We start from the raw sequence: 13,218 nt of genomic DNA on the forward strand, positions 1-13,218 counted from the left end.
CTCACCCTGCCCACTTGACAGGAAAGGACTACATATCAGGAGTGGGTGAACCCTCCGTCGTCCGGTTCGTCGAGCGGCCAGGCGCGCGCACCTCGATGCTTCGTCGCCGCGTACCCGCGCGGTCTTCGCGAACTCGGGAGGACGCAGACGGTCACCCGTGATCAAGATGCCGCGCCCGGACATCTCGTCGACCCACGCCTCGATGTCGTCTTGCTCGGCACGAGAGGGCTCGGCGTCGGGGTCGGTGGCGACGAGCAACATGAACTGCACGTGGTCACTTCCCCTCATCGAGCGGCCAGACCGGACGGATCTCGATCGCACCGCCCCGCACACGCACGGTCGTCGCCTCGGCGGCCGGCCGCAGCCGCATGGCCCGCTTGAGCGTGCCACGCTCCTCGAGCTCCCGGTCCATTGCCGCCACCGCCTCCTGGTCGACCTCTCCCGCATCGACCTCGGGATCGGCCACCACGAACATCATGATCTCCATCTCGCTCCCCTTCGTCTCACGTCACGTCGGTCCGACGAACGAGAGAGCGCGGTTTCGACACTGCCCGCTCAGCCCAGCGCGGTTCGCGCTTCCGCCGTGATGCCCTCGGCGATCGCGTCGAGCAGCGGCGATCCCAGATTCCACTGCTGCCAGTAGAGCGGCACGTCGACAGGACGGCCGCCGAGTCGTTCCAGCTCGCCGCGCTCGAGCTCGGTCGCCGACTGGAAGCCCGGCAGCATTCCCCAGCCGAGCCCGAGCTTGATCGCGGTCGCGAAGTCGTTCGAGGCGGGCACGAAGTGGCGCGCCGGGTGCTCGACGTCGACGCCGAGCTCGCCCAGATACTCGGCCTGCAGGTCGTCGCGGCGGTCGAAGTCCACGCGCGGGGCCTGGGCGAGGGCCTCGGGGGTCGGTCCGTCGGGAAGCCAGCGAGCGACGTAGCGGGGCGTGGCCACGGCGTCGTAGCGCATGACCCCGAGCGGGCGCACGAGGCATCCGGCCACCGGCGTCGCCTGCGACGTGACGGCCCCCATGACCGTGCCCGACTCGAGGAGGCTCGCGGTGAAGTCCTGGTCGTCGCGGTGCAGGTCGAACACGACGGCATGCCGCTCGGCGACGCGGGCGAGCGCCGGCAGGAACCACGTGCCGAGGGAGTCCGCGTTCACGGCCAGCGGGATCGAGACCGGAAGGTCGGATGCCGCGTCGAGGCCGAACCCGGCGAGCGCGTCCTGCTCGAGCAGCGTGAGCTGGCGGGCCAGGCGCACGACGGCCGCGCCGGCGGCGGTGGCGCGCGCGGGCTTGGATCGTACGACCAGGACGCGTCCCAGCTGCTGCTCGAGCGACTTCACGCGCTGCGACACGGCCGACGGCGTGAGCCGCAGGCGGCGGGCCGCCGCGTCGAACGTGCCCTCGTCGATGACGGCGGCGAGCGTGCGGGCGAGGTCGAGCGGGATCTCCATCTGAAGCCATGCTAATGCTGCTGAAGAATCTTGAGCTGGATTGCAGGCTATTCGCCGCCTATCGTCGATCCGTGCCCGTCTCCTCGCTCCTCGCCGGCCTCGGCCTCGGCCTCTCCCTCATCGTCGCCATCGGCGCGCAGAACCTCTTCGTGCTGCGACAGGGCATCCGCAGGGAGCACGTGTTCGCCGTCGCCGCGATCTGCGCGCTCTCCGACCTCGCGCTCATCGTGGTGGGCGTCTCGGGCATCGGCGCGGTGTTGCAGGCGGTGCCCTGGCTCGTCGAGGTGATCCGCTGGCTCGGCGCGGCGTTCCTCGTCGGGTACGGCCTGCTCGCGGCGCGCCGGGCGATCCGGCCGACCGGCGAAGCGCTCGTCGCCGACGAGGCATCCGAGGATCGGGGCGGCACGCAGCGCCGTCGCGAGACCCCCACCGAGGTCACCACCCGCACCGTCACCGCCCCCGCGACGACCCGCACCACGCTCGCCGCCGCCGTGCTCACCTGTCTCGCGCTGACCTGGCTGAACCCGCACGTCTACCTCGACACGGTGTTCCTGCTCGGCTCGGTCGCCAACACGCACGGCGACGGCCGCTGGGCGTTCGCGGTGGGGGCCGGCATCGCGAGCATCGCGTGGTTCTTCGGCCTGGCGTACGGCGCACGGCTCCTCGGCGGCGTGCTCGGCAGCCCACGCGCCTGGCGCGTGCTCGACGGCGTCATCGCGGTCGTCATGGTCGTGCTCGGCGTCTCGCTCGTGCTCCCGCACTGATCCGTTCCGCACTGATCGGGTCCACCTGTCGAGAACGCCTTCCCCTGTTCGTCGTGGGTGCATACCGTGTCAACCAGGGAGGAACCCACCATGGAATACCTGCTGATCGTCGCCACCGACCCCGACGCCGAGCCGTTCGTGCCCGAGGAGGACAACGTCGGCGATTGGGTCGACGACCTCGAGTCCCGCGGCATCCGCATCCGGGGCCAGCGGCTGCGTCCGCCGACGGATGCCACGCTGGTCCGGGTACGCGACGGCGAACTGCTCGTCACCGACGGCCCGTTCACCGAGTCGAAGGAGTGGATGGCCGGCTACGACATCCTCGAGGTGGAGAGCCTCGACGAGGCGATCGAGATCGCCTCGCGGCATCCGATGGCCCGCTTCGGCCGCATCGAGCTGCGTCCGGCGTGGCCGATGGACGTGCACGAGCCCGGCGCCGAGCGGCACGCGCGCGAACGGGCCGAGGAGACCGCGGCCCTCGGATGACGCACGGCGCCGCTGCGCACCACGACGCCGTCGCCCGCGCCCACCGAGACGAGTGGGCGCGGGTGGTGGCGACGCTCATCCGCCAGACCGGCGACTGGACGCTCGCCGAGGACTGCGCGGCCGAGGCGTTCGCCCGCGCGGTCGAGCGATGGCCGGCGGAGGGCGTGCCGCGCAATCCCGGCGCGTGGCTCACGACGGTGGCGCGGAACCTCGCGATCGACCGGCTCCGCCGACGGGCCAACGAGGCCGCGAAGGTGCGCGAGGCGGCCGCGCTCGAGGAGGTCGAGGGCGGCCGGAACGTCGGGCGGCGGGCGGGTGCGCCCCTCCCGGCGCCCGACGGCGAACCCTCCGAGACCGACACGGCGTTCGACCGGCTCGGCGGCGAGTCGGCCGACGGCGGGGTCGACGACCGCCTGCGCCTCGTCTTCACCTGCTGCCATCCCGCCCTCGCGCTCGAGGCGCGCGTCGCGCTCACGCTGCGCACGCTCGGCGGTCTCACCACCGCCGAGATCGCGCGCGCGTTCCTCGTGCCCGAGCCCACGATGGCGCAGCGCATCGTGCGCGCCAAGCAGCGCATCCGCAACGCGGGTATCCCCTACCGGGTTCCGGATGCCGCGGCGTTGCCCGAGCGGCTCGGCGGCGTGCTCGCCGTGCTGTACCTCGTGTTCAACGCGGGCTACTCCGCCTCCGGCGGCGACGCCGAGCGGCGCGGCGCCCTGGCCGACGAGGCGATCCGGCTCGCACGGCTCGTCGTCCGGCTCATGCCCGAGGAGCGCGAGGCGGCGTCCCTCCTCGCGCTCATGCTGCTGCAGGACTCGCGACGCCGCGCCCGCGTCGACGCCGGCGGGGAGCTCGTGACGCTCGCCGCGCAGGACCGCACGAGGTGGGATGCCGCCGAGATCGCGTCCGGGCTCGCGATCCTGCGGAGCCTCGAGCGCCGGCCCCGCGGCATCCGAGGCCCGTACCGGCTGCAGGCCGAGATCGCGGCGTGCCACGCCGCCGCGCCGACCGCCGACGACACCGACTTCGAGCGCATCGCGACGCTCTACGACGAGCTCGCCGCGCTCGACCCCTCCCCCGTCGTCGCCCTGAACCGCGCGCTCGCGCACGGCTTCGCGGGCCGCGCGAAGGCCGGACTCGACGAGCTCGACCGGCTCGCGGCATCCGGCGCCCTCGACCGCTACCACCTGCTCCCGGCCGCGCAGGGCGAGCTGCTGGCGCGGCTCGGGCGAGCGGATGCCGCGGCCGCACGCCTGCGGGACGCGCTGGAGCTCGCGCCGTCCGACGCCGAGCGCCGCGCGCTGCGCCGACGCATCGACGAGCTCGGCGCGGCATCCTGACCGGCGGCGGCCCCCGAGCCGCGGAGCCGCCGCCGACCGGCGGACGTGGCCTCCACCGATCGGTGGACGGCCGAATCATCCGATCCACCGCTGCCGCGTGCGGCGGCCCGTTGCCACGCTGGAGTCATGACAACGAACGATGTGGCCGTGCGCGTGCGCGACCTCCAGAAGACATACGGCCGGAAGGCCGCGGTCGACGGCGTGAGCTTCGACATCCACCACGGCGAGACCTTCGCCCTGCTCGGCCCGAACGGGGCGGGCAAGTCCACCACCATCGAGATCCTCGAGGGCTACCGCATCCGCACCGGCGGTGATGCGCACGTGCTCGGCGTCGACCCCGCGAAGGGCGGCCTCGACTGGAAGGCCCGGCTCGGCATCGTGCTGCAGTCGACGGGCGAGACGGGGCTCCTCACCGTGGCCGAGCAGCTGCGGCACTTCGCGAGCCTCTACCCGAACCCGCGCGACGTCGACGAGGTGATCGCCGCCGTCGGTCTCGAGGCCCAGGCGAAGACCCGCATCGGCAAGCTGTCGGGCGGGCAGCAGCGACGCGTCGACGTCGCGCTCGGCATCATCGGCCGGCCCGAGCTGCTGTTCCTCGACGAACCCACCACGGGCTTCGACCCCGAGGCACGGCAGCAGTTCTGGGGCCTCATCCGCCGGCTGAAGGCGGAGGGGGTGACGATCCTGCTCACCACGCACTACATCGAGGAGGCCGCGCAGCTCGCTGATCGCGCCGGCGTCATCGCCGGCGGCGGCCTTGTCGCCCTCGGCGGTGTCGACGAGATCGGCGGCGCGGATGCGCGCGTGCCCCTCGTGCGCTGGACCGACGGCACCGGGAGCCACGAGCAGCGCACGGAGGAGCCCGGCCTGCTCGTGGCCTCCCTCGTCGGGTCGCTCGGTCGTGAGCCCGACGGGCTCGAGGTGATCCGTCCGAGCCTCGAGGACGTCTACCTCCAACTCGTGCGCGCCGCCGAGCCCGTTCCCGCACGCGAGGAGGTCGCAGCATGAGCATCGCAACGCTGGGCGCTGCCCGCATCGCCACCGAGACCAAGACCTACTTCCGCTCCCCCGACACGCTGTTCTTCACGTTCTTCTTCCCGTTCGTGATGCTCGCGATCTTCACGGCGGCCTTCAGCGCGCAGGGCGAGGTCGGGCCCCCCGGGGCAGAGATCACGATCGGCGCGTACTACCTGCCCGGCATGATCGCCGCCGGCATCCTCCTGTCGGGCGTGCAGAACCTCGCCGTCGACATCGCGCTCGAGAAGGGCAACGGCACCCTCAAGCGCCTGGGCAGCACGCCGCTGTCGCCGATGAGCTACTTCATCGGCAAGATCGGCCAGGTGTTCGTCACCGGTGCGCTCCAGGCGGCGCTCCTCCTGCTCGCGGGGCGCCTCGTGCTCGGCATCGAACTGCCCACCGAGCCCGGCAAGTGGGTCACGTTCGCGTGGGTGTTCGTGCTCGGACTCGTGACGAGCGCACTGGTCGGCATCGCGCTCTCGGCGCTGCCGCGCAGCGGCAAGAGCGCGACCGCCGTGGTGATCCCGACCGTGCTGCTGCTGCAGTTCATGTCGGGCGTCTACCTGCAGTGGAACATGCTGCCGTCGTGGCTGCAGGAGATCGCCGGCCTGTTCCCCCTGAAGTGGATCGCACAGGGCATGCGTTCGGTGTTCCTGCCCGAGGGCTGGGAGGTGCTGGAGCAGAACGAGTCGTGGAACCTCGCGGGCATCGCCATCGCACTGGCGATCTGGCTCGTGGTGGGGCTCGTGCTCAGCCGGGTCACCTTCCGCTGGATCCGCCGCGACGCCTGAGGCGCGGCGATGCGAGAGTAGACGCATGCAGAACGTGCGCTGGTGGGATGCCGCCGCGGCCGGGGTCGCCCTGGTCATGGGCGGCATCCTCGCCCTCGATCCGCCTTACGGGCTCGACGACGTCGGCGCCTGGGCCTCGATCGCCGCCATGCTGCTGCTCTACGCACTGCTCGGGCGTCGTCTCGTGCGGCGCCAGCGCACGCCGCTCGACCTCGTGCACGCCGCGCTGCTCGCGGCGGTCGTCGCCGCCGCCGTCGCGTTCGATCCGTTCATGTCGTTCCTGCAGGCCTTCGCGTACCCGCTGGTGTGGGTGGCCGCGGCGGGCCTGCGCACCGCGATCATCTCGAACGCGCTCATCGCGCTCGGCGTGGGCGCCGGCTACTACGTCGGCACGGGTTCCGGCAACCTGCTGCTCTCGGTGGGCATCTCGGCGTTCTCGTTCGTGTTCAGCCTGGTACTCGGCCTGTGGTTCGTGCGCGTCGCCGAGCTCGGCGAGGAGCGGGCCCGGCTCCTCGCGGAGCTCGAGGCGGTGCAGGACGAGCTCGCCGCCATGCATCGCGACGCGGGCGTCACGAGCGAGCGGGAGCGGCTGGCGCGCGAGATCCACGACACGCTCGCGCAGAGCCTCACCGGGCTCGTGCTGCTCGCCCAGCGCGCCGGGCGTGAGATCGGCGCGACGGATGCCGCCGGCCCGACGGGAGCGGCTGGCTCGACGGATGCCGCCGGCCCGACGGATGCCCCGGGCTCCGCGCCGCGCGCGGCCGAGACCGTCGCGCTCATCGAGCAGACGGCCCGGGAGGCGCTCGGCGAGGCGCGGGCGCTCGTCGCCGTCAACGCACCGGTGCGTGTCGAGTCCGACCTTCCCGACGCACTCACCCGCCTCGCCGAGCGCTTCACGCGCGAGACCGGCGTGGGGGTGAGCACCGACGTCGGCGACGTCCGGCTCGCACGCGATGTCGAGGTCGTGTTGCTGCGCTGCGCGCAGGAGGCGCTCGCCAACGTGCGCAAGCACGCGCACGCCACCTCCGCCGTGGTGCGGGTGGTGGCGCTCGACGACGTCGTCGAGCTCACGGTGACCGACGACGGCGTGGGCATCGCCGGGGCGAGTGAGAGCTCGGGATTCGGCGTGAGCGGCATGCGCGAACGGCTCGCGCTCGTCGGCGGACGACTCTCGCTCGAGCCGGCCGAGGGCGGGGGCAGCGTGCTGCGGGCGACCGTGCCGGCACCCCGGCCGGAGGTGGGCGGATGATCCGGGTGCTCGTGGTCGACGACCACCCGATCGTGCGCGGCGGCATCGTGAGCCTCCTCGACACCGCCGACGACATCGAGGTGGTCGGCGAGGCCGCCGACGGCGAGGACGCGGTGCGCCGCGTGCTCGAGCTCGCGCCCGATCTCGTGCTCATGGACCTGCGCATGCCGAAGCTCGACGGCGCAGGCGCCACTGCACGCATCCTCGAGGCGAGCCCGCAGACGAAGGTGCTGATCCTCACGACGTACGAGACCGACGACCACATCCTCGGCGCCATCGAGGCCGGGGCATCCGGGTACCTGCTGAAAGCCGCACCGCAGGACGAGATCCTCGAAGGCGTGCGCTCGGTCGTCGCCGGCGAGACGGTGCTCGCACCGTCGATCGCCGCGAAGCTCGTGTCCCGGGTACGGTCGGCTGCGGCATCCGTTGGGCCCGCGCTGTCGCCGCGCGAGCTCGAGGTGCTGCGGCTCGTCGCCGACGGCCGATCGAACCCCGAGATCGCGCGCGATCTCTTCATCGGCGAGGCCACCGTGAAGACGCACCTGCTGCACGTGTTCGAGAAGCTCGACGTGAGCGACCGAACGCGCGCCGTGACCCGCGCGATGGAGCTCGGCCTCCTCTGAGCCCGCCCACCCCACACCCTTTCATCGAGTCGTCAGTGCTGGTCGGCTGTCGGCGACCCCATGCAGCGATCACCGACGACTCGCGGAGGGATGAGCAACCCCGTGACGGGATGCCGCGGGCGGCATACCCTGAGCGCGTGGCCTTCAGGAATCTGCGCGTCGCCGTGCGTCGCACCCGCATCCTTCCCGAGTGGGTCCGGAGAGCGGATGCCGCGGCCGCCCGCGCCGTGAACCGCCGCCACACCCATCCGCACGTCGACGCGTTCTGGTCGCGGCTCACGGGCTTCGCCGACCGCGGGGTTCTCTGGTGGACGCTCGCGGGAGTGCTCGCCGTCACCGGGCGCCGTCGCGCCGCCGGCCGCGGCCTCGCGTCGCTGCTCGCGGCGAGCGGAATCGCCAACCTGATCGCCAAGCGGGTCTTCGGCGGCGACCGACCGCTGCTCGCCGACGTGCCGATCGGGCGCCGGCTGCCGAAGCCGCCGCTCACGCCGTCGTTCCCGTCGGGCCACTCGGCGAGCGCGGCGGGGTTCGCCGCGGGGGTCGCGATCGAGCGGCCGCGCATCGGAGCCGCGCTCGCCCCGCTCGCCATCGGCGTCGGATACTCGCGCCTGCACACGGGCGCGCACTGGCTGTCCGACGTGGTCGGCGGGCTCGCGCTCGGCGCGGGCGTCGCCGGGCTCGGCGCGCTCGCGGTGCCTCCCGGGCACGCCGGGCAGACGGGTGGAGGCGACCGCCCCTCGCGACCTCCCGGCGTCGACCGGGGGCTGCCGTCATCGCCCGACGGCGAGGGCGTGTTCATCGTCGTGAACCGCTCATCGGGCACGAGCGTCGTGCGCGCCGACCCGCTGCCCGTCATCGCCGACCGGTTGCCGCGCGCCGAGGTGCACGTGCTCGACGACGACGAGACGCCGCGCCAGGCGGTGCGGGCCGCCCTCGCTCGCCCGTCGCCGCCGCGCATCCTCGGCGTGTGCGGCGGCGACGGGTCCGTGGCCGCCGCAGCCCACGAGGCGATCGCCGCGGGCCTGCCGCTCCTCGTCGTGCCCGGCGGCACGTTCAACCACTTCGCCCGCACGGCGGGCGCGGCATCCGTCGATCTCGCCATCGGTGCGGTGCAGCGCGGTGAAGGGGTGCGAGCGGATGTCGCGGAGCTGGCGTTCGGCGACGACGAGCCGATCACCGTGCTCAACTCCGCGTCGGTGGGCATCTACCCCGACTTCGTCGCGGTGCGGGAGCGGCACGAGCACCGCTTGGGCAAGTGGCTCGCCGCCGTGGCGGCGGCCGCGCGCGTGCTGCGACGCTCGCAACCCGTGACGATCGTCGTGAACGGCCGCCGGGCGCAGGTATGGACGCTCTTCGTCGGCGTCGGCGCGAGCGAACCCGGCACGCTGGCCCCCTTGCAGCGCCGCCGGCTCGACGACGGCGTGCTCGACGTGCGGCTGCTCCACGCGGGCTCGCGCACCGGAGCTGCGGCGTCCCTCGCCTTCGGCCGACGCGTCAGCGCCGTCTTCCGCGCGCTGCGGCTGCTGCCCCGGCGAGTCGAGGTGTTCCGGGCCGAATCGATCGAGGTCGTCGTATGGCCGAGGGAGGGTCAGCCGCCCGGCTTCGCACACGACGGCGAGGTCGCGATCGCGGCGCCGCTCGAGGCGACGTCCGCCGCCCCGAGACGCGGCTACCGCACGAGGATTACGATCGCACGGGGGGCGCTCGACGTGTACCGACCGGCGAGCGACGGCACCCACCGGTGAGGGGCGAGCAGTGAATCCGTACGAGCAGCGACCGTGGCTCGCGCACTACGCCACGGGAGTGCCGCACGACATCGCGGAGCCGACGCAGACGCTCGTCGACATGATCGATGGCGCCGTCCGCCGGTTCGGGCGACGCCCGGCGCTCGAGTTCTTCGGCGCCGAGACGAGCTACCGCGAACTCGGCGAGCAGATCGCGAAGGCCGCCGAGGGGCTTCGTCGCCTGGGCGTCACGGCCGGCGACCGGGTCGGCATCGTGCTGCCGAACTGCCCGCAGCACGTCGTGGCGTTCTACGCCGTGCTCCGGCTCGGGGCCGTCGTCGTCGAGCACAATCCGCTCTACACGGCGCGCGAGTTGCGGCACCAGTTCGAGGACCACGGCGCGACCGTCGCGATCGTCTGGGACGCGGTCGCCGACACCGTCGCGGACTTCCCCCGCGACATCCGGCCGGCGCATCTCGTCGCCGTCGATCTCACCCGCGCCCTGCCCTTCGCGAAGCGGATGGCGCTGCGCCTGCCGATCCCGAGGGCTCGCGCCTCGCGGGCGGCGCTCACGACGAAGCCGACCGCGCGCGGCGTCCTCGAGTGGGACGAGGTGGTCGACGCGCGCCCGATCTCGAAGCGGCATCCGCGGCCGGCACTCGGCGACACCGCCCTGCTGCAGTACACGAGCGGCACGACCGGGGACCCGAAGGGCGCCGTGCTCACCCACCGCAACCTGCGGGCCAACGCGATGCAGGGCCGCGCGTGGGTACCGGGACTCCGCGACGGCAGGGAGGTGGTCTACGCGGTGCTGCCGCTCTTCCACGCGTACGGCATGACCCTGTGCCTGACGTTCGCGATGAGCATCGGCGCCCGGCTCGTGCTCTTCCCGAAGTTCGACGTCGACCTCGTGTTCCAGGCCGCCAAGCACTCGCCGCCGACCTTCCTGCCGGCGGTGCCGCCCATCTACGACCAGCTGGCGCGCGCGGCCGAGCACCGGGGAACCGCGCCGCTCCGGGGCATCCGATACGCGATCTCCGGTGCGATGGCGCTGCCGCCCGCGACCGTGGACCGTTGGGAGACCGTGACCGGGGGCCTGCTCGTCGAGGGCTACGGGATGACCGAGTCGTCGCCCGTGGCGATCGGCAACCCCATGGGCCCGACGCGGCGACCCGGGACCGTCGGCGTGCCGTTCCCGAGCACCGAGATCCGCGTCGTCGACCCCGAGCACCCCGACGAGGACCGGCCGGCCGGCGAGGAGGGCGAGCTGCTCGTGCGAGGTCCGCAGGTGTTCGACGGGTACTGGCGACGACCGGCCGAGACGGCCGAGACCCTGCTGCCGGGTGGCTGGCTCCGCACCGGCGACATCGTGCGGGTCACCGACGACGGCTTCGTCATGATCGTCGACCGGGTCAAGGAGCTGATCATCACGGGCGGCTTCAACGTGTCGCCGTCGGAGGTCGAGGGCGTGCTGCTCGGCCACCCCGACGTGCGGGGCGCCGCCGTCGTCGGCCTGCCTCGGGTTGCCGGCGGCGAGGAGGTCGCCGCCGCGGTCGAGCTGCGCGAGGGCGCGGTGTTCGACGCGGGGGCGATGCGCGACTTCTGCCGCGAGAGCCTCACGCCGTACAAGGTGCCCAGGCGCATCGTGGAGGTCGACGAACTGCCCCGCTCGCTCATCGGCAAGGTGCTCAGGCGCCAGGTGCGCGACGAGATGGTCGCCGCGCGCGGCGCCGGCTGAACGCGATCGCCGCCTCAGAGCAGCCGGCGCGCGCTCGCCCACGCGGTGAGCTCGTGCCGGCTCGACAGCTGGAGCTTGCGCAGCACCGCGGACACGTGCGTCTCCACGGTCTTGGTCGAGATGAAGAGCTCGGCCGCGACTTCCTTGTAGGCGTAGCCGCGGGCGATGAGGCGCATGACCTCCTGCTCACGTGCCGAGAGCCGGTCGAGCTCGTCGACGGCCGACGCCGTCTCCCCCACCGCCGCGCCGAACGCATCGAGGACGAACCCGGCGAGCTTCGGCGAGAAGACGGCGTCGCCACCCGCGACCGCGTGCACCGCGCGACTGACATCGGCGCCCGACGAGCCCTTCGTGATGTAGCCGCGAGCGCCCGCGCGGATCACCCCGACCACGTCCTCGGCCCGGTCCGACACGCTCAGGGCGAGGAATCGGGTGCCGGGTACCGCCGGCGCGGCGCGCCGGATCACCTCGGCGCCGCCGCTCGTGCCCGCGGGAACGGCGACCCCCGGCAGGTGCACGTCGAGGAGCACGACGTCGGGCGCGGCATCCGTCACCGCGGCGACCGCCGACTCGACATCGTGCGCCTCGCCGACGACGACGACGGTGTCGTCGAGGTCGGCCTTCAGGCCCGACCGGAAGATCGAGTGGTCGTCGACCACGACGACGCGCACGAGCTCAGCCACGGGTCTCCTCCTCGGCGGGGAACCGGAGGCGCACCTCGGTGCCGACGCCGCCCGCGCCGGGCAGCACCGTCGCCGACCCGCCGGCACGGCGCATCCGCCCGATGATCGACTCGCGAACGCCCAGTCGATCTCCTGGTATGTCGGCCGGCGTGAAGCCCGGTCCGCGGTCGCGCACGAACACCTCGACCGCGTCCGGGCGCGATTCGACGTATACCGACACCTCGCCGCCGGCGTGCCGGGCGGCGTTCAGCATCGCCTCCCGCGCGGCGGCCGCGAGCTCGCCGCCCGCGGGCTCCCGCGACTCCCCCACCACGACCAGGTCGACGGTCACGGGATAGTCGATCTCGAGCGCGGAGGCGAAATCGCGCAGGTCGGTGACGAGATCGCTCTCCCGGGGGGCGTCGCCCGCATAGAGCCAGTCACGCAGCTCCCGCTCCTGGGCCCGGGCGATTCGCGCGACCTCGCTCGTCGCGCCGGCTCGATTCTGGATGAGCGCAAGCGTCTGCAGCACGGAGTCGTGCAGGTGCGCGGCGATCTCGCTCCGCTGCTCCTCGCGGATGCGCTTCGTGCGCTCGCCCGTCAGGTCGCGCCAGCGGGCGATGAGCGTGGGGGCGTACACGAGCCCGATGCCGAGCACGGCGGCGAGCGCGGCCGCGAACACCGGAACCGGGCCGAGTGCGGCGAGCGGGCCGAACACGAGTGCGAGCGCCGTCACCACGAGCAGGCCCGTGGCGGTGGCGCGTACGGCGAGTTCCGAGCGGGGTCCTCGTTCGGGATCGGGCCGGTCGATGAAGGTCGACCAGGCGCCGGATGCCACGGCGAGCCCCACCCCGGCGAGGGTCGTCTGGAACCACCACGCCCAGTCGTCGGCTTCCGCCCTCACGAGCGACCGACTCGAGATCCATGCGGCGACGAGGACGGCGGCGGATGCTCCGACGAGCAGCCAGGCCACGGGCGCGCGTCGTCTCGGGCGGGCGGCGGACTCCGCACCGGGCGCCGCACCCGGCGCACTCGGAAGCGCGGGCGACCACGGGACGAAGGCCCACAGCCATACGTAGAGCAGGAGACCCGCGCCGGCGACGAACGTGAGCGCGACGAAGGCGGCCCGGACGATCCAGACCGGCCAGCCGAGGTGCGCGGCGAGGCCGGCGGCGACCCCGGTCGCGACGCAGTCCCGCGGGCGCACGAGCGGCGGCCGTGCCACGGTGTCGGCATCGGCCGCGACGGGCGGCACGGGCGACGTGCGGTCGGCCGCGACACCGGCGGCCGCGTCATCCGCCGCCCTGATGCCCTCCGCGCTCGATCCCATGGCTGCCATCCAAGCAGACGCACGCGCGGCCGCCGATGCCCCGGACCCGCG

13 protein-coding genes and 1 pseudogene are annotated in these 13,218 nt (G+C 73.3%); 9 read left to right on the forward strand and 5 right to left on the reverse strand.

Translation table 11 applies throughout. The features are described from left to right. The 3 genes and pseudogenes from EZM51_RS20885 to EZM51_RS17905 all read right to left on the reverse strand — a co-directional run. Nucleotides 1–270 (reverse strand): annotated as a pseudogene (locus tag EZM51_RS20885) (hypothetical protein); the annotation flags it as partial. 4 nt (nucleotides 271–274) lie between these two features. After that, nucleotides 275–487, reverse strand: a complete 213-nt coding sequence (locus tag EZM51_RS20690; protein WP_169053980.1) for a hypothetical protein — start codon at nucleotides 485–487, stop codon at nucleotides 275–277. A 68-nt stretch (nucleotides 488–555) separates the two neighbouring features. Further along, nucleotides 556–1,443: a LysR family transcriptional regulator ArgP gene (locus EZM51_RS17905; RefSeq protein ID WP_136709679.1), complete on the reverse strand. Its 888-nt coding sequence runs from the start codon at nucleotides 1,441–1,443 to the stop codon at nucleotides 556–558. A 71-nt stretch (nucleotides 1,444–1,514) separates the two neighbouring features. Here EZM51_RS17905 and EZM51_RS17910 point away from each other — a divergent pair, with 71 nt between their 5' ends. The 9 genes from EZM51_RS17910 to EZM51_RS17950 all read left to right on the forward strand — a co-directional run bounded on the left by EZM51_RS17910 (nucleotide 1,515) and on the right by EZM51_RS17950 (nucleotide 11,175). Further along, on the forward strand, nucleotides 1,515–2,207 hold the full coding sequence (locus EZM51_RS17910; RefSeq protein WP_248305730.1) for a LysE/ArgO family amino acid transporter: 693 nt from the start codon (nucleotides 1,515–1,517) through the stop codon (nucleotides 2,205–2,207). Between the two features lie 90 nt (nucleotides 2,208–2,297). Further along, nucleotides 2,298–2,693 (forward strand): YciI family protein, encoded by a 396-nt coding sequence (locus tag EZM51_RS17915; protein WP_136709680.1) that lies wholly within the window; start codon nucleotides 2,298–2,300, stop codon nucleotides 2,691–2,693. Next, nucleotides 2,690–4,033 carry a sigma-70 family RNA polymerase sigma factor gene (locus tag EZM51_RS17920; RefSeq protein ID WP_136709681.1) on the forward strand — a complete coding sequence of 448 codons (1,344 nt, stop codon included), beginning with the start codon at nucleotides 2,690–2,692 and terminating at the stop codon, nucleotides 4,031–4,033. Before EZM51_RS17915 ends, EZM51_RS17920 begins: the two co-directional genes overlap by 4 nt. Nucleotides 4,034–4,159: 126 nt before the next feature. Further along, a complete protein-coding gene (locus tag EZM51_RS17925; protein WP_136709682.1) occupies nucleotides 4,160–5,041 on the forward strand; it encodes an ABC transporter ATP-binding protein in 882 nt (293 codons plus the stop codon). Then, nucleotides 5,038–5,841: an ABC transporter permease gene (locus tag EZM51_RS17930; RefSeq protein ID WP_136709683.1), complete on the forward strand. Its 804-nt coding sequence runs from the start codon at nucleotides 5,038–5,040 to the stop codon at nucleotides 5,839–5,841. The genes EZM51_RS17925 and EZM51_RS17930 overlap by 4 nt, the downstream gene beginning before the upstream one ends. Before the next feature lie 25 nt (nucleotides 5,842–5,866). Then, nucleotides 5,867–7,090, forward strand: a complete 1,224-nt coding sequence (locus EZM51_RS17935; RefSeq protein ID WP_136709684.1) for a sensor histidine kinase — start codon at nucleotides 5,867–5,869, stop codon at nucleotides 7,088–7,090. Continuing rightward, entirely contained in the window at nucleotides 7,087–7,713 is a 627-nt protein-coding gene (locus tag EZM51_RS17940) for a response regulator transcription factor (protein ID WP_136709685.1), read from the forward strand. Before EZM51_RS17935 ends, EZM51_RS17940 begins: the two co-directional genes overlap by 4 nt. Before the next feature lie 137 nt (nucleotides 7,714–7,850). Next, the gene (locus EZM51_RS17945) at nucleotides 7,851–9,458 is read left to right on the forward strand and encodes a phosphatase PAP2 family protein (protein ID WP_169053981.1); all 1,608 of its coding nucleotides are present in this window, start codon (nucleotides 7,851–7,853) and stop codon (nucleotides 9,456–9,458) included. A 10-nt stretch (nucleotides 9,459–9,468) separates the two neighbouring features. Beyond that, nucleotides 9,469–11,175, forward strand: coding sequence for a long-chain-fatty-acid--CoA ligase (locus tag EZM51_RS17950; RefSeq protein WP_136709687.1), 1,707 nt, complete (start codon nucleotides 9,469–9,471; stop codon nucleotides 11,173–11,175). A gap of 14 nt (nucleotides 11,176–11,189) precedes the next feature. On the opposite strand, the gene EZM51_RS17955 is transcribed toward EZM51_RS17950, so the two are convergent. Both EZM51_RS17955 and EZM51_RS17960 read right to left on the reverse strand, forming a co-directional pair. Next, on the reverse strand, nucleotides 11,190–11,858 hold the full coding sequence (locus tag EZM51_RS17955) for a response regulator transcription factor (protein ID WP_136709688.1): 669 nt from the start codon (nucleotides 11,856–11,858) through the stop codon (nucleotides 11,190–11,192). Beyond that, nucleotides 11,851–13,167, reverse strand: coding sequence for an ATP-binding protein (locus EZM51_RS17960; RefSeq protein WP_136709689.1), 1,317 nt, complete (start codon nucleotides 13,165–13,167; stop codon nucleotides 11,851–11,853). The genes EZM51_RS17955 and EZM51_RS17960 overlap by 8 nt, the downstream gene beginning before the upstream one ends. Nucleotides 13,168–13,218 lie beyond the last annotated feature (51 nt).

The sequence above is a fragment of the Agromyces sp. H66 genome, assembly GCF_004959775.1.
Lineage (GTDB): Bacteria > Actinomycetota > Actinomycetes > Actinomycetales > Microbacteriaceae > Agromyces.

What these genes read in the sequence shown, in the direction of transcription:
- EZM51_RS20690 (WP_169053980.1), bottom strand. Translation starts at nt 487, where the DNA reads ATGGAGATCATGATGTTCGTGGTGGCCGATCCCGAGGTCGATGCGGGA.
- EZM51_RS17905 (WP_136709679.1), bottom strand. Translation starts at nt 1,443, where the DNA reads ATGGAGATCCCGCTCGACCTCGCCCGCACGCTCGCCGCCGTCATCGAC.
- EZM51_RS17915 (WP_136709680.1), top strand. Translation starts at nt 2,298, where the DNA reads ATGGAATACCTGCTGATCGTCGCCACCGACCCCGACGCCGAGCCGTTC.
- EZM51_RS17920 (WP_136709681.1), top strand. Translation starts at nt 2,690, where the DNA reads ATGACGCACGGCGCCGCTGCGCACCACGACGCCGTCGCCCGCGCCCAC.
- EZM51_RS17925 (WP_136709682.1), top strand. Translation starts at nt 4,160, where the DNA reads ATGACAACGAACGATGTGGCCGTGCGCGTGCGCGACCTCCAGAAGACA.
- EZM51_RS17930 (WP_136709683.1), top strand. Translation starts at nt 5,038, where the DNA reads ATGAGCATCGCAACGCTGGGCGCTGCCCGCATCGCCACCGAGACCAAG.
- EZM51_RS17935 (WP_136709684.1), top strand. Translation starts at nt 5,867, where the DNA reads ATGCAGAACGTGCGCTGGTGGGATGCCGCCGCGGCCGGGGTCGCCCTG.
- EZM51_RS17940 (WP_136709685.1), top strand. Translation starts at nt 7,087, where the DNA reads ATGATCCGGGTGCTCGTGGTCGACGACCACCCGATCGTGCGCGGCGGC.
- EZM51_RS17960 (WP_136709689.1), bottom strand. Translation starts at nt 13,167, where the DNA reads ATGGGATCGAGCGCGGAGGGCATCAGGGCGGCGGATGACGCGGCCGCC.